Raw genomic sequence first — 16,549 nt, 5'->3', positions numbered from 1 at the left:
GCCTCGTGCAGCTTGCGGTGTGTGCGCCCGGCGCCTACTGCTTGCGTGGCACCTCCGTCTCTGTGTCAGGAAGGTGTGGCAGAGCTGGAGGTGCCACGGAGGCGCAACGCCAAGGCGGGCTGAACGACCGCATGAGTGGCTGCGAGAATGTCGGGTATGACCAGTGCGTTGCAGGATCTGCTCGAGCGGCACGTCGCAAGTGGCACCGTCCCGGGTGTCGTGGCGAGCCTCGGCGCAGCCGAGCCAGAGATGGCGGCCGCCGGCGCGATGGCCGTTGGCGGTGCGCCTGTGCGCACTGACGCGATCATGCGTATCCAGTCGATGACCAAGGCCGTTACCGCGGTCGCGGCCCTGCGCCTGGTCGAGGCTGGATATCTGAGACTCGACGATCCGGTGCAGCGGTGGCTGCCCGAGCTGGCGGATCGACGAGTGCTTAACCATCCGGCCGCCGATCTGGCCGACACCTCACCGGCCGTGCGGGCGATCACGCTGCGGCATCTGCTGACCTGTACCTCGGGCTACGGCATGGAGCTGACAGACGGTCCGCTGCAGCAGGCGATGGCCGACAGCGAGGTCGACGCAGGAGTGGAACCGGTCGGGTTCGGGGCCGACGAGTGGCTCAGCCGGCTGGCGGGGCTGCCGCTGGCTTTCCAGCCGGGCGAGGGCTGGCGTTACCACCACTCCTTTTCCATCCTCGGAATCCTGATCGCTCGCCTGGCCGGCCGGCCGTTGCAGGATCACCTGGCCGAGGACCTGCTCGAACCCCTCGATCTGCGCGACACCGGGCTGTGGGTTCCGGCAGGCGACGTCGCCCGGCTGCCGGCCGGCTACCAGCACACCGACTCCGGTTTGGTGGAGCTCGAACCGGCCGGCGGCGGTTTCTACGCCGGGCAGCCGCCCTTCGACGTGAGCCACGGCGAGCTGGTCTCGACACTGCGCGACTACACCCGCTTCGCCCGGATGCTGGCCGACGGGGGACGGTTCGAGGGCCGCCAGATCGTGTCCCAGGAGCACCTGGCTCTGATGACCAGCGATCAGGTGCCGGCCATCGCCAAGACGCCGGAGAGCTTCTTCCCGGGCTTTTGGGACAGCACCGGCTGGGGCTTCGGCGTCGGTGTCGACACTCAGACAGGCCGCTACGGGTGGTCCGGCGGGCTGGGCACAAACTTTTTCATCGACCGCGACGGCACCGTGGGCGTCCTGCTGTCCCAAGTCGAGATGGGCGAACGGATGCAGCCTCTGCTTGACGAGTTCCAAGCCCTGCCTCAAGCAGAGGCCAGGTGACAGGGCTCGCGCCGGGCGCCGAGGTTCACCGCGTCGGCGGGCCGACATGCCTTCGGCTTGCCCAGCTGGACGCACTCTCTCACCCCAGGTAGTGTCCGGCCACCCCACGAAACTTACGCCGCCGCGCCAACGGAAACCGCGGGATTGTCCTGGTGGTTTCCTGCATGCTGAAACCATGGCCGACTGGGACGGCGCTGGTTACGCGCACATCAGTGAGCTGCAGCGGGCGATGGCCACGGCTTCGCTCGAGTCTGTCACTGTGGCGGGAACCGAGCGCGTGCTCGATGTGGGCTGTGGCGACGGGTACGTGACAAGACTGATCGCGTCCCGCCTGCCGAACGGATCTGTCCTCGGCGTAGACCCCTCGCCACGAATGATCGAGGTGGCCCGCACCTCCGACGACCGGCTCACGAATGTGGCATTCCAGGTCGGGGATGTCTCCACCATGGGGTTCGGGCCCGAGTTCGACCTCGTGGTCTCGTTCAACGCGCTGCATTGGGTCACCGACCAGGAGGCCGCCTACCGCAACATCGCGGCGGCGCTCAAACCCACTGGACCGGTGGTGGACGGGATGGATCACGCTTGTTGACACGGTGATACCCGCTGTGGTGTTGACACCATTGGCCTTTTTGCTCAGCCGCAGGCTCGCGCGAAACTGGCGGCTGCCGGCCGTGGTAGTGGCCGGATGTATGGCGGCGGGGGCGTCCGGATCGGCTGGGGTTCCCGGGCCGGGGATGTTGCTGGGCGAGGTGTTGGCGCCGGCGGTCGCCGCGATCGGGGTGTGGCTGGCGGGCATGCTCGCATTGGTCGCGGTATCCGGCGTTCTGACAGCGCGTGCGCCTGGCGTGGTTGCCGTGCCCGTGGTGACGGTGCTGGCCTATGTGGTGCTGTCGGCGGCCACCGGGGCGTTCGCCTTGACCCTGCGAACGTTCGAGTCCTCGATGTGGGCGTGGTCGCCGCTGTGGTACCCGATCGCGTTGACTGGCGGGGAAGGCATGGAATATGTCCGGGTGTGGCCGGCCTACGACAACACCAAGTTTTTTCCGCAAGTGCTGACGTTGCTGACTGTCTTCGTTCTGGCCTGGCGCCGGCCCCGCTCCCGCGCCGATGTCCCGGCAGATCCCAAGGATCTTGTGGTGGCGTAGCGAAACAAGGTGCCCCTGCCTGTGTCGGATCCTTACAGGTCAAGGGCACCTTGCCCGGTGGGGTGCTACCTCAGGTCACCCGTTGGGCCGGGTCACCGACTCCCACGGCGACCAGCTGCCGGAAATGGGGGCAAGTTCCTTGCGGTGGAACAGCTTGCCCCAGCCGTCGACGCCGAACAGCTCGTTACGCCTGTCCGGGCCGGTGATCGCGGTGATGCCGGTCAACGCGCCGTCCAGCTGCCCCCACGGCGACCAGCTCCCGCCGCCGTTGCTGCCGTTGGGCCCGATGTAGGCCAGACGGCCCCAGATCCGTGCGCTGCTGTCGGTGCCGAACACCACGACGGGTCCGTTCGGCACCACCGTTGCGCTGATCGTCGACGGCAGTGGTAGCGAAGCGCCGAAGTACTCCCACGGCGCCCAGCTGCCGGTGTTGTGGACAAGCTCCCAGCGGTGGTAGACCAGGCCGTCGGGGGCGACGCCGAACAGTTCTATCAGCCCGTTGCCGTTTGTCTGCGCGGTGATCGCGGACAGTGTGCCGTCCAGCTGCCCCCACGGCGACCAGCTGCCGCCGCCGTTGCTGCCGTTGGAGCCGATGTATTGCACACGCCCCCAGATCCGTCCGATGTCGTCCAGCGCAAAGAATGTCAACCCGCCGTTGGCGGCCGCGGCCACGGCCATCGCGGAGGGAGCATCGGACAGAGCGGTGGCGAACACCTCCCACGTCGACCAGCTCGCGCTGTTGGGCGCCGCCTGCCAGCGGTGCCATACCCGGCCGGTTTCATCGGCGCCGAACACCTCGATCAGCCCGTTGCCGTTGGTCTTTGCCACGATCGTGGACAAGGCAGTGGCAAACCGCGTCCAATTCGACCAGGTGCCCGAACCGGGGGCCAACTGTGTGCGGGTCCAGACGGAGTGCCCGCTGTCGGCGGCGAACATCGTCAAACGCCCATCCGCATTCGGCGTCACCGTGGTCGATGTCACCGAAACCGGGCAGCAGAACAGGAGTTTGTCCGGCGAGCCAGAACCCCTGTCCGTCACGACGCCGCCGGTGGCCAGCTCGACCAGAAAATCACGCACGTTGAAGGGTTCGAGCGACGGGTTCTGTGCCAGTGCGATGGCCGCGGCGCCGACCACGTGCGGCGTCGCCATCGACGTGCCGCTTATCGTCCTGGCGTCGCTGTCGCTGCCGTTCCACGCCGAGGTAATTCCTGCTCCCGGCGCGAAGATGTCCACGCAGCTGCCGAAGTTGGAAAACGATGCCCGGGCGTCGCCGATCGTCGTCGCGCCCACCGTGATAGCGGCGGGAACCCGGGCCGGGGACCCTTGGCAGGCATCGCGATTGTTGTTGCCGGCGGCAACGCCGTACACGATACCGTCGTCGATCGATCGCTTCACCGCGGCGTCGAGCAGGCTGTCCGCCGCGCCGCCCAGACTCATGTTCGCCACCGCCAGCTCACCGGGCTGGTGATCCTCGGTCACCCAATCGATACCCGCGATGACATCGGCGGTGGTGCCGCTGCCCGAGGCGTCGAGCACCCGCACCGCAACCAGGGTCACCCCCTTGGCCACGCCGAACGTGCTGCCGCCTATGGTCGCGGCGACATGAGTGCCGTGGCCGTTGGCGTCATCGGCTGTGCCACCGTCGATTTCGTCCACGCCGGAAACGGCCCGTCCACCGAAATCGGTGTGGGTCAACCGGATACCAGTGTCGATGACATACGCCTTCACGCCCGACGCGAACGTCGGATGGGTGTACGCGTTGTTGAGCGGCAGGTTTCGCTGATCGATGCGGTCCAGGCCCCACGACGGGGCCGGTGACTGGGTGTCGGCAACGCGATAGATCCCGTTCTGCTGGACGTAGGCCACCGACGGATCGGCCGCGAGGCGTTTGGCGTCTCGCTGCGACATGCTGACCGCGAAGCCGCGGACCGCGGTGTGGAAGAGGTGGCCGGTCCGGCCATGGAATCGAGCCGCCAGCTCGCTAGCCTTTGCCGACACCCGTTCCTTGGCCACCGTGTCCTTGAAGGCGACCAGGTAGCTGTCCGCGACCACGTCCGCTGTTCCGGCGGCCCGGATCTGTCCGGTGTCGGCACGCGCGTCGGTCGCAGTGCCGAAAGAGATGGCGGTGACGACGGCAACGGCCGCCATCGTCGCGAGGTATGGCCCCCGTCGGCCGTTGGATGGACTAGTCATCTGAGCCCTTTCTTCTTGAGGGATGAGCCCCGGCAGGTCGTGGCCGGATGGCGATTCGACTGTCCGGCGTCTGCGGGGCCGGGTGCTTCTATCCCGGATGAATCCGGATGTGGCGACACCCACCAACGCCACCTGCCAAAGGCCACCCTGATCCGGGCATCGACAGCGGGCCATGGGATTCTGGGTCATGTCGCTCTCGCCCAACCCGGCCAACCCGCCGGCCGAGGCCTTCACCGCGCCGCCCGATCCGGGGCAGGCCGCCACACTCGACGACCTTGTGGTGCAGCTGCGACTGCTGAAGGTGTGGGCTGGTAATCCGTCATACGAGCGCATCACGGATCGGATCAACACCACATGGCGCGCATCGGGGCGGCCTGCCAGCGAACTGGCCAGAAAGAACACCGTGGCCGACTGTTTCAAGACCGGCCGGCGCCGCATCGACAGCGATCTGCTGATCGCGGTCGTACAGACACTGCATTCCGATCTCGGCTACGCAACGCAGTGGCGTCAAGCACTGCGGGTCATCAGCGGGCAAACCCAAGCCGCGGCACAGATCCGGGTCCAAGACGCCCTGCCGCAAGACTTGGCCACCTTCATCGGCCGTACCGGCGAACTGGACCAATTGCGGCTGGCGCTGCATGACGCCCACCGCGATGGCGTCGCGGTGGTGATCTCCACGATCGAGGGGATGGCCGGGGTCGGCAAGACCCAGCTGGCCGTTCACGCCGGTCACGTCATGGCGGGCGAGAAGCCGTTCGACAGGGTGCTGTTCGTCGACCTGCGGGGGTTTCACCCCGACCCGGCGCAACCACCAGCCGATCCCGCTGCCGTGCTGGATGGCTTCCTGCGCCTGCTTGGGGTACCCGGTCAGCAGATCCCTCACGATCTGGCCTCCCGCGCCGGGGTCTACCGCCGCTGTCTGGCGGGCGCCCGTGCCCTGGTGGTCCTGGACAATGCCGCTGACACCGAACAGGTCCGGCCGCTTGTCGCCGGTGCGGGATCTCTGACACTGGTCACCAGCCGGCGCCATCTAGACGATCTGCAGCCGGCGATCCGCCTCACGGTGGAGGTGTTCACCGCGGAGGAGGCCATCGACTTCCTCTCCCGAGCCGTACCGGAGGTCGCCGTCGGCGGGGATCCACACGCGACGGCCCGCATCGCCGCCCGCTGTGGCTACTTGCCGCTGGCGCTCGGCCTGGTGGCTGGGCACATCCGCAACAGACCCGGATGGACGTTGACCGATCACGCCGACCGGCTCGACGAACGCCATCACCACCGCCAGCTCGACGGTGGTGTGCAGCTCGCCCTCGATCTGTCCTACCAGCACCTGCCCGCTGACAGACAACGCCTGCTGCGACTGGTGGCGCTGCATCCCGGCCAGGATTTCGACGTGTACGCGGCCGCCGCCATGGCCCACACCGACCTGCCCACCACCCGAGCCGAGCTGCGCCACCTGTGCGGCGACAACCTGCTGCAGCAAGCCACGCCGGGCCGCTACAGCATCCATGACCTGGTGCGCGTTTACGCCACGGACCGGGCCATCGATCAGGATCGCCCACAACACCGCCACAGCACCCTGTCTCGGCTGTTCGACTTCTATCTGGCCACCGCCGCGACCGCCATGGAGGTGGCCTACCCGCACGAGCAGCAGCATCGTCGTCCGGACTTGCCCGCCGGCGTCACACCCGACCTGTCCGACCGCGACCGGGCCGAACAATGGCTGGACACCGAACTGACGAACCTGCTCGCCACGGCCCAACACGCCGCCATCCATGGCTGGCACGAACACACCTGGCAGCTATCCACCGTCCTGGACCGGCACCTGCGCGCCGTCAGCCGTTTCCAGGATGCGCAAACGCTGCATCAGCACGCCCTGCATCTCGCCCGCCACCTTGGCAACAGCCCAGCGGAGATGAACGCGCTCAACGGTCTGGGCCACATCCACCGCATGTGGGGCCGTCATGAGCAGGCGGGCGACCACTTCGGGCGGGCGCTGCAGATCGCCCTGGCCCTGGGCGAGCGCGCCGGCGAACTGAACGCGCTCAACGGTCTGGGCCAGGTCCACTGGACGCTGGGCCGCCATGAGCAGTCCGGCGACCACTACGGGCGGGCGTTGCAGGTCGCCCTGGTCATTGGCGACCGTGCCGGTGAACGCTACGCGTTGAGCGGTCTCGGCTTCGTGCACCTGTCGCTGGGCCGGCGGGAGCAGTCTGGTGACTACTTCAGGCGGGCCTTGCAGGTTGCCAGAGCTATCGGCGACCGCGTCGGCGAACTGAATGCGCTCAACAGTCTCGGCCACATCGACCGGCTCCTGGGCCGCTACCAGCAGGCCGAGGACAACAATGGGCAGGCGTTGCAGATCGCCCAGGCTATTGGCAACCGCGCGGGCGAGCTGATCGCATTGAGTGGTCGCGGCTTCGCGCACCTGTTGCTCGGCCGGCACGAGCAGGCCGGCGACTGTTACGGCAGAGCGTTGCAGATCGCCCAGGCGATCGGCGACCGTGTCGGCGAACTGTACGCGCTGAACGGTCTTGGCCACGTCCGTCTTGGGCAAGGCCGCCATAGCGACGCTGGCAGCTTCTACCAGCAGGTGCTGGAACTCGCCCAGGAGTTCGGTCACCGCAACTGGCAATTTGAGGCCCTGCAAGGCTTGGGCCGCCTGCACCACGCCTGCGGCCAAGCCGGCCTCGCCCTGATTGACCATCAGCGAGCGCTGGAGCATGCGACCAGCCTGGCCCAACCCACCGATCAAGCCCGTGCCCACGACGGCCTCGCCCACGCCCACCGCACCCTCAATCAACACGACCTCGCCCGCTGGCACTGGCAACGCGCCTTGGACATCCTCACCAGCCTTGGCACCGACCACACCGACGAGCCGGAGGCAAATGCCCTCACCATCCGTGGCCACCTGAACAGCCTTGCGGCTTGAAAGCTTGTTTAGAGTGGGGTTGCTGGCGCGTTTGCCGTGGTAGCCGTAGACATCGGCTCCGATCGGTGAATCAGTCCGGGCCGTTCGGCTGACGATGACTGTCGATAACTGTGAGTGATGGCGTGGGAGGGTCGCATAGCGTGCAAAGGCAATCGCGCATCCGATGATGTGCATTTGACGATGGGGGCAAATTGATCCGTACACTTCGCGCCAGTGCCGTGGCGCTCCTGGTCCTCGCCTTGGGAGCAGTCGTCCAAACGCCCGCGCACGCCACCGGCGGCGGCCTCGACTTGGTCTGTTCTCCGTTTAGCGTGGACAAGCTCTTCTTCACGCCATCGGTGGCCCTGGCACCACAGTCGGTCACGATCGACAAGAAAACCAACTACCGCTACTGCTACTCGCCGAGCGCACCTGACGTGGTCTCCGGCGAACTGGTCCGGCTCTTCACGCGTTCGGACTCGTGCCCGCAAGCGCTGCTCTCCGGCCCCACCTCGCAGACCATCACCTGGAACACCGGTCAAACCAGCACCATTGGCGTCACTCGAACGCCCACTTTGGAACACGGGATCTACAAGGTGACATTCGTCGGTACCGTCACGGCGGGCTTGTTCACCGGGTCGTCGGTCACGCAGGTGTACCTCGCCGACGGAAGGGACCTCGAGCGCTGTCTTGCCGGCGACGGCACGGTGGTCGACTCGCTCATCTCGGTCGTGTTGCTGTCCATCAGCCACTGATGGCCAGCGGCCGGTGACAATCGGTGCCGCCTAGGCGCTCGGCCTCAGTTTCACGGCGCATCCGGGGAGCGGCAGGTATCAAGAGACCTGGCGCTCCCCGGTCTCCTTTTAGGCCGGACATCTGGTGGTGCGCGGCCGTGTTAGCGTCGCGTTCGTGCGGTTGGCGGTGATCGGTGCGGCGGGGCGGATAGGCAGCCGGATCGTCAAGGAGGCGCTTGGCCGCGGGCATGAGGTCACCATGGTGGTCCGGAACCGATCCGGCCTCGACGGCACGGCAGATCGGCTGGTCGAGGCGGACGTGTTCGACTCGGCGGCGGTGAAGGCCGCGGTGGCCGGTGCGGATGTGGTGGTGAACGCGGCGGGACATGCCGCCAAACTTGACGATGCGGGCTTCTACGCCCGTGCGGCCCGATCGGTGGTGTCGGCTCTGCGCGCGTTTGACGATCCGCCGAGGCTGATCGTTGTCGGCGGTTTCGGCAGCGTGCGCGATGGCGCGGGAGGCCAGTACGCCGACCGGCCCAACCTGCCGGCCAATGCGGCGCCGGAGATTGTCGGCCAGCGGGAAGCGCTGACCTACTACCGCACCCTCGACGATCTTCATTGGACGTATGTGAGTCCGCCCCCGGGTGGCATCGCGCCGGGTCAGCGAAGCGGGAAGTATCAATTGGCAGTGGACACCATCGGCGATCGAGAAGCTGCCTCGACGTTGATTTCCATGGAGGACTACGCGATTGCCGTGCTCGACGAGGCAGAGCGGGCAGAGCACCCGCACGCCTGCGTTGTCGTGATGCGCTGATCCACCCTGCGCGGCCGGCCCGAAATCGGCTGGCCGCGCAGGCAAGGAGCGGGTCAGACCGTGCAGCGGTTCCAGAACGGTCCCTGTGCCGGGATTCCGGGACCGGCCACGCGGAACTGGTTGGACGCCGACACTGTCACGCAGTAGAACGCGGCGTCACCCCAGCCGCTCGCTACGGTCGTCCAGTTGTTGAAGTTGTCGTGAACCTGGATGTTGACCGCCTGTGGGCGCTCGTAGGGAGGAACCTCACAGATCTTGAAGTTGTGGGCGAAGATGTTGTTCCCGCCGTCGACGTACCACCACCACTCGGTCTCGCACAATGGCGGTATCGCCTCTGCGGGCGCGCTGACCACCACAGTTCCGCCCAGTGCGGCTATGGAGAACGCTGCCACCACCGCGACGCGTTTGATCCATGTATGTAGATGTGTCATGTCTCTACTCTCGCCGCCGGTCGCGGCCGTGAAAATCAGCCGTTTGGCGATTAACCCACCAACGCTGCGGCCAGCCACAGATCAACACATCCGAGGCTTCGGCCTCAACCGAAATGCCTGATGGCCCAGCTGTTGCTTCCAGACCTGCCACCAGCGGCTCGGCGCGCAGGTCCGGCGATCGGCGCCTGGTTGATGGTGACCGATCTGACGGCGGGCCGGGCGGGCGCATAGAATCGGCGGCTGTAACGAGAGCCGTAGCCACGACGGGGGTGGCGATGCTGCGTATTGTCTTCACCAGCGAGGACCTAGCTCGGCTGAAGGTGCGAACGACACCGGATCCCTTGTGGGATTTGGTGTTGAGCATCCACATGCTGCGCGGGCAGCCGGGTGATCTGCTCTTTCGCGACTGGCGACGGCGCACGGCCGCCGCCCTTCGGGTAGGACTCGGACCGGGCGGCCGGCTGCTCAGCGATCTCATTCCGACGATGGGCTACTTTCCCGATTTCCTCAACCCTGCGGCGGCCGAACACGGGCTGGCACACGGCCTCGAGACCATCCGCTCCACGCCGATCAAGAGGCTGCGCAGCGACCTGGGCCGGATGCGCCTTCCCACGCGGACGGTGAGCGACGCACGCCTGCTGCACAGCGGAGATCCGGTAACACTCGGGGTGCTGACCAAAACGATGCAGGCATATTACGACATGGCGATAGTGCCATACCTGCCCGTCCTGAATACGGCCACCGATCGCGATCGGCGTATACGGGGTGAGGCGATCCTCGGCGGGGGCGTGCGGACGTTGCTGGAAAGCCTGCAGCCCTTGATGGCGTACTCCGACGGCGAACTGCGGATACCCAACCATCCCCATCAGGTGATTCACCTTGAGGGCCGGGGGCTTACCCTGGTGCCGTCCTACTTCTGTGTGCGCCATCCGATTACGCTGTTCGACGCGGAGCTGCCGCCGGTGCTGATTTACCCGTGCACCAGGGAGCAGGGGCCACTGCTATTGCCGAACACCGTTCCTCATCGGAATCTGGCGGCTCTGATCGGCAGCACGCGTGCCGCCATCCTCGCGACGGTGGGCTCGGGCACGGGCACCATGGATCTCGCCCGCCGGCTGGGCATATCGCCCGCCAACGCCAGCGAGCACCTGTCTGTGCTGCGAGACTCCGGCCTGATCACCAGTCATCGCGTGGGCGCACGGGTGGTACACGAGATAGCTGGTTTGGGTGTCGCGCTTCTGGAAGGGCCGCGATGACGGCTGTAGGTGCCATTCTGTTCCAGACGGCATGCGTCAAAGCTTGGCAAGCTGATCGCGGAGCTCGTCGGCCTCGGGCAGGCCAAGCTCGCTGTAGCGCGCTAGTGCCTGCTGGTAGTGGTGCCGGGCGGACTCGGTGTCTTGCCACCGCCGGCCGATGTCGGCCAGGCCGGCGTGGGCACGGCCTTGCTCGAACAGGTCGCCGACGTCGTTCGCCTGGCTCAGGGCAAGGGTGTGCTGGGCGCGCGCGGCGTGGAGGTCGCCGATGTCCCGCAGCGTCTCGCCGAGGGTGTTGCGCGCCAGGACTTCCCGTGGGCGGTCACCCACCTGGTGAAAGACGGCCAGCGCCTGCCGCAGCGCCAAGCCCGCCGCCTCGTGCTCGCCGCGGCGCAGGTGCGCATCACCGATGCCATGCAGCGCAATGCCCTCGTTGCCGCGGTCACCGAGCTCTCGATAGGTGGCAAGCGCTTGGCGGTGGTGTTGGAGCGCCCGGTCGTGCTGCCCTTGGCGCAGATAGATCTCACCGAGCGCGTTGATCGCCGCGGCTTCGTCGCGGCGATGCCCCGCCTTCCGGAACAGGTCCAGTGCCCGCTCCAGATGCTCGGCCGCGCTGTCGAGACGGTGCTGGCGCAGACAGATCTGGGCGAGGTTGCCCAGTGCCCGAGCCTCGGAGAGGCTGTCGCCGCACTCGCGGTGCATCGCCTGCGCCTGCCGCAGCTTGTCGGCTGCCGCCTCGTAACGGCACTGTCGCATGTAGACATGACCGAGACCGGCCAGCGCTTTGGCTTCCATCGCCCGATCGCCCGCCGCGCGGCTCAGCGTGTGCCCACGCCGCAGGCGCTGCTCGGCCTCGGCATAGTGGCCTTGCCACATGCGGGTCAGCCCCCACAACGCCATCACCGCCGCCTGGACCGCGTCGCCGTTGGCCCCGAGCGCGCGCCCCACCTTGGCCGCCCGCTGGAGGTGGGCCTCGGCCTGCGGGTAGCGGCCCAGTCGCATGTGAACGTGGCCGAGGTTGCACAGGATCTGGTGCTCACTCGCCGCATCGCCCTGCTGCCGTGCGGCCCGCAGCGCGTGCTCGTGGATGGCAAGGGCCTGCGCATAATGGCCGGCGGCGTCCAGATGCGGCCACAGGTCGACAGCCATCCGGGTGGCGTAGTCCTGCCAGCCGTGGGCTGCCGCGCAGGCGACCACCGCGATGAGGTTGGCGCATTCGGCGTCGAGCCACGCCTGGTCACCTGTCGCGGTCATGCCCAGGTAGTGGGCGAAGAGGCGATCCAGCGGCAAGTGCAGCTCGGGTTCGCCGGCCTCGGCGTCGAAAAGGTGGCGGGCATAACCGCGCAGCAGATCGTGCATGCCGAATCGGTCTGGGCCGGTGCGCTCAACAAGATGGGCGCGGGCAAGCGTTTCGAGCACCGGGCGGACAGCGCCGGCCGGTATTCCGGCAAGGGCGGCCACCGCATCGATGCTGAATTCCGCGCCTGGATGCAGCCCCAACAACGAAAACAGCCGCGCGGCCGGAGCGGGCAGCCGTTGATAGGACCAGGAAAACACCGCCCGCAGCGCTGTTCGGTCGTCGCCGCCAGCATCCAGCAACTCCCACCTTCGCTGGTGGTCGTTGAGTTCGGCCGCGATGTCGGCGAGGCTGCTGCCGGCCCGTTCGGCGGCGAGCTCGGCGGTGATGCGCAATGCCAACGGCAGCCTGGCGCTCAGGTTTGCCAGCTCTTGCGCGGCTTGAGGTTCAGCATCGACCCGTGCGCCGATCAGGCGGCGCAACAGGACGACCGCGTCCTGCGCGGTCAGCAAGCCGAGGTCGAGCCGGTGCGCGCCGTGGCGAGCCACCAGCCCCGACAGCGAATCGCGGCTCGTTATCAAGGCCATGCATGATTTGGTACCGGGAAGAAGCTCGTGGATCTGGCTGGCCGATGAGGCGTTGTCAAGCACGACCAGCATCCTGCGCCCGTCAAGCGCCGTGCGGTAAAGCGCGGCCCGCTCCTGCACGTCGACGGGGATCGCCCGCTCGGGTATGCCCAGCGCGCGCAGGAACCGGGCCAGCGCCTCGCCCGGCGGCACCGGCAGGTCTGGATCATAGCCGCGCAGGTCCGCATAGAGCTGGCCGTCGGGGAACCGGTGGCGGATCCGGTGCGCCCAGCGCAAAGCCAGTGCGGTCTTTCCCACGCCGGCCGTCCCCGACACCGCCGAAATCACCACCGTGGAAGGCGATCCGGCGACAAGACTGTCCAACCACGACAGTTCTTTAGCCCGCCCGGTGAACGCCGTGACATCGGCCGGAAGCTGGGCTGGAACGTGGCTCCTGATAGGTGGGTTCAGCCCGGGGTCCGCCGTCAGCATCGCGTGGTGCAGCGCCTGCAGCTCGGCACCCGGGTCGACGCCCAGCTGGTCGGCGAGGTGGTTACGCGCGGCCTGAAAGGCCTCAAGCGCTTCACCCTGGCGCCCACTGCGGTAGAGGGCAAGCATCAGCTGCCCACGGAACTGTTCCCGCAGTGGTTGCTCGACCACCAGTTTCTCCAGCTCGGCGATGATCTCGGCATGGTGGCCCAGGTCGAGGTCGGCGGCGATCCGGTGGTGGATCGCCTGCCACCGCAGCTCTTCCAGCCTTGCCGTGTCAGACCGGGCGAACGGCTCGCCGGCGAACTCCGCCAGCATCGGTCCCCGCCACAGGGCAAGCGCCGCTTCCAGTTCGGCCCGGGCGGCCACGGCATCGCCCGCCGCCAGCGCTGCCGCACCTGCCGACGCGAGCCGCTCGAAACGCCACGCGTCGACATCTTCGGAGTCCACCCGCAGCTCGTAGCCGCCCTCGCGGGCGAGCAGCTGCGACCCCGTGGCCCGCAGCGCTGCGCGCAGCTCCGAGATTCGCACCTGCAGCACCGCCCGCGCCTTGCGCGGCGGGGCATCCTCCCACAACGCCTCGATCAGCGTGCCCGACGGCACCACTCGACCTGCTTGCAGCAACAGCGTGGCAAGCAACCTGCGGTGCCGCGGCCCGCCCAGCGCCAGCACGGAATCGGCGTGTATCACCTCGACCGATCCCAGCAAACGAAACTCGGTCATCGCTTTTCTCCCCAGTTCCCCCGACCGATCCCATCCTGCCCGGGTATCCGGGGAAACGGCAAACCAATCACGGACGTCTATCCGACACAGGGCGCTTGGGGTGGATGGGCTGCGGCGGAAGGTTTCGGGTAACCAAACCATAAGGAGCCAAACCTAACTTCGGATCCACAAGTCCCATGACGATCCGGAGGAAGAATGAAAGGGAAGTTCGCTCTACTGATGCTCGCCGCACTGATGGCCGCCATGTCACCGGTGGCCGCGGCCGGCGCCAGCCAGCCAGCATCAACGGACTCGCAGATCGCGCCGGTAAGCACACTGACTCCGCCTAGGTGGCAGCATCTGGAAGGGCTGCAGCCGACGGGCTCGCAAAGCCCTGCCGACTGCGCGGCCGCGGTCCAGCAGGCGCGGGCAAGCGGCGTGACACAGACGTCGACGTGTACGAGCATCGAGCTCGACCGGACACCGGAGCCGTTGACGATCGAGCAGCAAAAAGCTGTCCAGGTGATAACACCTCGATGCGAACAGACAGCGCCACCCAACACGGGCTGGTGGGCGTCGGGTCGGCGCGATGCCTGCAGCCATCAGCAATTCGACATCGTGGTGGTGGAGATCCCCACCGGCATAGTCGTCGGAACAGCGAACATGCACGCGATCCTGGAGATGAGCGCGTCGGGGGCGACCTGGTACTCGACCATCGGCATGTGGGTATGGAGCCACACCGGGACCGGGTTCCCTGAGATCGTCACCGGCAATCTCGTCGGCTGCGTCGTCTGCAACGGGTCGGGAAGCATCGTGCAAACCGGGATCGACACCTGGCGCGGCACCGGCAGCTTCCAGGCGGGCGTTACTCCCGGCTCGATCCACAGGGGCCTAGGTGGCTACTGGGCGCTGACCATCGGCTCATCCAAGTGGACCCGGCCGTTGCTGACGTCACTCGGCCTGGCCGCTTACCGCTGCGACAATGTCATCGGCAACCGTCTCCCCGGCTGCGTTTTCGGCAACATCCCCGGCTACGCGTGGTTCTCCTACGCCAGGAATCCGTGGTTCGTCTGGCACTTTACCCAGGCGCAGCTATCCGGCCTGCCGGGCCGGATCGCCTCGGGTACCTACCTGACGAAGCTTGACGATCCGCTCTTGGTGGACAGGAACGGCTCAATGGCCTGCCCGCCTTCGACCGTGCTGCCCCGCCCGGCCGGATATCAGTGCGACGAATATCCCTTCCGCAGCACCCGCGAGGGTGCCTACACGAGCGGCGCAATCCAAGCCCGCAGCATCGCCGGGTGCCAGATGCCCGATCCGCCGCAGACCGGCCCGAACGGGTGGAGCCGCTGCTTCATTCCGGCCGCCCAGAACTCGTCGGCCGGCGGGCTGCTCGGTGCGTTCTACAGCGACGAGCGAATCCTGGACGGTGACAAATTCCAGGTGGGCAACGCGCCGTAGCTATCGCTGAACATGGCCGGGACAGCCGGTGGTGCAGGCAACCTGCCACCACCGGCTGTTCGCGCGGGGGTCAGAAATCTGTCTCCCTCCGCCGAGGCATCGGCGAGCGTCTTGCTAAGCGATGTGAAGACAGCTTGGCCACAGGGGGGTTGAACAATGGAATCGGCGCCAGCACCAGCACGGGCAAACTCGTTGGAGGAGTTCATCTCCGCGCTACGATCGCTGAAACTCTGGTACGGCAATCCGTCCATCTCACAAATCACGCAGCGGGTGCGTGATGCCTGGCGGAAGGCCGGCCGGCCGCCGAATGAGTGGCCCTCTCGCGCCACGGTCGGCCGGTGTTTCGCCCCGTCACGGCAGCGAATCGACGAAGATCTGGTAGTCGCGGTCGTTGCGGCCATTGTCGGCGACCAGCGACAGGTGATCGCCACCTGGCAGCACGCCCTGCGGCGTGTTCTGGGGCAGGCCGAAGCCTCCAATGTGGTCACAGTCAAGGATCGGCTGCCGCAGGATCCGGCTGGATTCGCCGGCCGCCCGGCAGCCACCTTGGCAACAACCCCGCCGAAATGAACGCGCTGACCGGTCTCGGCTTCAGAGTCCCCACCATCCGCGCCCACCTCACCCACCTGCTTGTCTGGGTGGGGGCCCGGTAGCGCGCCAGCGCGCTGCCGGGTCGCGCATCGCGGCCACCAGCAGGCAGGTCGCGGCGACCAGGATGCCCGACCATCGCAGGTGAGCCTCTGTCCATTGTGGACCGAAGCCGACCAGCATGGGCGCCTCGGGAATCGACACCGTCAGCAACAGGAAGGCCAGCAGGGTGGGAGTGGTGATGATGCCCGGGTGGTCGAATCCGTAGCGACGGCCCCACGCGGCCACCGCCCAGATTACGGCGAGTGCGGCGGCGAGCTCGACGGTGAGGCCGAGGCCGAGCCGCCAGCGATTCTCGGCCGGCGCCGAGGGGAGGAAGTGGGCGAGGATGGCTGTCCACAGTGGAATGACAACGGCCAGGGCGCAGCCCAGGCGCAGCCAGTGCCGGCGGGCCAGGCTGTATGGGCTGGCCTGGAGCGTGATCGCCGCGCCGTCGTCGAGCGCGTATCCGGTACCCAGAGCTAACAACAAGCCCAGAACGCGAAGGTCTCCGATGGCGTCGTGCGTGTCGCCGCGGCGTGCCAACAGGAACGCGGCGACGGCGGCGACGGTGGTCACCAACGGGGCCAGGCGCAGGCTGCGCACCAGGTGTCCGCGGCGGACGAGTTCCCAAGCCACGAA

General features: G+C 67.3%; 13 protein-coding genes. 9 read left to right on the top strand and 4 right to left on the bottom strand.

Annotated elements, in window-relative coordinates; genetic code table 11:
* Nucleotides 1-156: 156 nt before the first annotated feature.
* The 3 genes from Rhe02_RS09590 to Rhe02_RS09580 all read left to right on the top strand — a co-directional run bounded on the left by Rhe02_RS09590 (nt 157) and on the right by Rhe02_RS09580 (nt 2,429).
* Entirely contained in the window at nt 157-1,284 is a 1,128-nt protein-coding gene (locus tag Rhe02_RS09590; RefSeq protein WP_203907753.1) for a serine hydrolase domain-containing protein, read from the top strand.
* 175 nt (nt 1,285-1,459) lie between these two features.
* Nucleotides 1,460-1,873, top strand: coding sequence for a class I SAM-dependent methyltransferase (locus Rhe02_RS09585; protein ID WP_239123596.1), 414 nt, complete (start codon nt 1,460-1,462; stop codon nt 1,871-1,873).
* A gap of 19 nt (nt 1,874-1,892) precedes the next feature.
* Nucleotides 1,893-2,429 (top strand): hypothetical protein, encoded by a 537-nt coding sequence (locus Rhe02_RS09580; protein ID WP_203907752.1) that lies wholly within the window; start codon nt 1,893-1,895, stop codon nt 2,427-2,429.
* A 75-nt stretch (nt 2,430-2,504) separates the two neighbouring features.
* Here the strand turns inward: Rhe02_RS09580 and Rhe02_RS09575 are convergent, their stop codons facing one another.
* The gene (locus Rhe02_RS09575) at nt 2,505-4,622 is read right to left on the bottom strand and encodes a S8 family serine peptidase (RefSeq protein ID WP_203907751.1); all 2,118 of its coding nucleotides are present in this window, start codon (nt 4,620-4,622) and stop codon (nt 2,505-2,507) included.
* Between the two features lie 187 nt (nt 4,623-4,809).
* On the opposite strand from Rhe02_RS09575, the gene Rhe02_RS09570 reads away from it, so the two are divergent.
* The 3 genes from Rhe02_RS09570 to Rhe02_RS09560 all read left to right on the top strand — a co-directional run bounded on the left by Rhe02_RS09570 (nt 4,810) and on the right by Rhe02_RS09560 (nt 9,081).
* Nucleotides 4,810-7,551 carry an ATP-binding protein gene (locus Rhe02_RS09570; RefSeq protein ID WP_203907750.1) on the top strand — a complete coding sequence of 914 codons (2,742 nt, stop codon included), beginning with the start codon at nt 4,810-4,812 and terminating at the stop codon, nt 7,549-7,551.
* 218 nt (nt 7,552-7,769) lie between these two features.
* Entirely contained in the window at nt 7,770-8,285 is a 516-nt protein-coding gene (locus Rhe02_RS09565) for a hypothetical protein (RefSeq protein ID WP_203907749.1), read from the top strand.
* Nucleotides 8,286-8,439: 154 nt separating this feature from the next.
* A complete protein-coding gene (locus tag Rhe02_RS09560; protein WP_203907748.1) occupies nt 8,440-9,081 on the top strand; it encodes an NAD(P)-dependent oxidoreductase in 642 nt (213 codons plus the stop codon).
* Nucleotides 9,082-9,134: 53 nt separating this feature from the next.
* On the opposite strand, the gene Rhe02_RS09555 is transcribed toward Rhe02_RS09560, so the two are convergent.
* A complete protein-coding gene (locus Rhe02_RS09555; RefSeq protein ID WP_203907747.1) occupies nt 9,135-9,512 on the bottom strand; it encodes a hypothetical protein in 378 nt (125 codons plus the stop codon).
* A gap of 275 nt (nt 9,513-9,787) precedes the next feature.
* Between Rhe02_RS09555 and Rhe02_RS09550 the strand changes: the two genes are divergently transcribed.
* On the top strand, nt 9,788-10,768 hold the full coding sequence (locus Rhe02_RS09550; protein WP_203907746.1) for an ArsR/SmtB family transcription factor: 981 nt from the start codon (nt 9,788-9,790) through the stop codon (nt 10,766-10,768).
* A 36-nt stretch (nt 10,769-10,804) separates the two neighbouring features.
* On the opposite strand, the gene Rhe02_RS09545 is transcribed toward Rhe02_RS09550, so the two are convergent.
* Nucleotides 10,805-13,840 (bottom strand): AfsR/SARP family transcriptional regulator, encoded by a 3,036-nt coding sequence (locus Rhe02_RS09545; protein WP_203907745.1) that lies wholly within the window; start codon nt 13,838-13,840, stop codon nt 10,805-10,807.
* Between the two features lie 195 nt (nt 13,841-14,035).
* Between Rhe02_RS09545 and Rhe02_RS09540 the strand changes: the two genes are divergently transcribed.
* Together Rhe02_RS09540 and Rhe02_RS09535 are read left to right on the top strand one after the other, a co-directional pair.
* Nucleotides 14,036-15,280, top strand: coding sequence for a NucA/NucB deoxyribonuclease domain-containing protein (locus Rhe02_RS09540; RefSeq protein ID WP_203907744.1), 1,245 nt, complete (start codon nt 14,036-14,038; stop codon nt 15,278-15,280).
* A gap of 156 nt (nt 15,281-15,436) precedes the next feature.
* The gene (locus Rhe02_RS09535) at nt 15,437-15,850 is read left to right on the top strand and encodes a hypothetical protein (RefSeq protein WP_203907743.1); all 414 of its coding nucleotides are present in this window, start codon (nt 15,437-15,439) and stop codon (nt 15,848-15,850) included.
* A gap of 48 nt (nt 15,851-15,898) precedes the next feature.
* On the opposite strand, the gene Rhe02_RS09530 is transcribed toward Rhe02_RS09535, so the two are convergent.
* Complete coding sequence (locus Rhe02_RS09530) at nt 15,899-16,546, bottom strand: hypothetical protein (RefSeq protein ID WP_203907742.1); 648 nt, start codon at nt 16,544-16,546, stop codon at nt 15,899-15,901.
* Nucleotides 16,547-16,549 lie beyond the last annotated feature (3 nt).

Origin of the sequence: Rhizocola hellebori, assembly GCF_016862955.1 — a bacterium.
In the GTDB taxonomy this organism is placed as follows: Bacteria; Actinomycetota; Actinomycetes; order Mycobacteriales; family Micromonosporaceae; genus Rhizocola; species Rhizocola hellebori.
This window is presented reverse-complemented; position numbering and strand designations above follow the sequence as displayed.

What these genes read in the sequence shown, in the direction of transcription:
- Rhe02_RS09590 (WP_203907753.1), top strand. Translation starts at nt 157, where the DNA reads ATGACCAGTGCGTTGCAGGATCTGCTCGAGCGGCACGTCGCAAGTGGC.
- Rhe02_RS09585 (WP_239123596.1), top strand. Translation starts at nt 1,460, where the DNA reads ATGGCCGACTGGGACGGCGCTGGTTACGCGCACATCAGTGAGCTGCAG.
- Rhe02_RS09575 (WP_203907751.1), bottom strand. Translation starts at nt 4,622, where the DNA reads ATGACTAGTCCATCCAACGGCCGACGGGGGCCATACCTCGCGACGATG.
- Rhe02_RS09570 (WP_203907750.1), top strand. Translation starts at nt 4,810, where the DNA reads ATGTCGCTCTCGCCCAACCCGGCCAACCCGCCGGCCGAGGCCTTCACC.
- Rhe02_RS09555 (WP_203907747.1), bottom strand. Translation starts at nt 9,512, where the DNA reads ATGACACATCTACATACATGGATCAAACGCGTCGCGGTGGTGGCAGCG.
- Rhe02_RS09550 (WP_203907746.1), top strand. Translation starts at nt 9,788, where the DNA reads ATGCTGCGTATTGTCTTCACCAGCGAGGACCTAGCTCGGCTGAAGGTG.
- Rhe02_RS09545 (WP_203907745.1), bottom strand. Translation starts at nt 13,840, where the DNA reads ATGACCGAGTTTCGTTTGCTGGGATCGGTCGAGGTGATACACGCCGAT.
- Rhe02_RS09540 (WP_203907744.1), top strand. Translation starts at nt 14,036, where the DNA reads ATGAAAGGGAAGTTCGCTCTACTGATGCTCGCCGCACTGATGGCCGCC.
- Rhe02_RS09535 (WP_203907743.1), top strand. Translation starts at nt 15,437, where the DNA reads ATGGAATCGGCGCCAGCACCAGCACGGGCAAACTCGTTGGAGGAGTTC.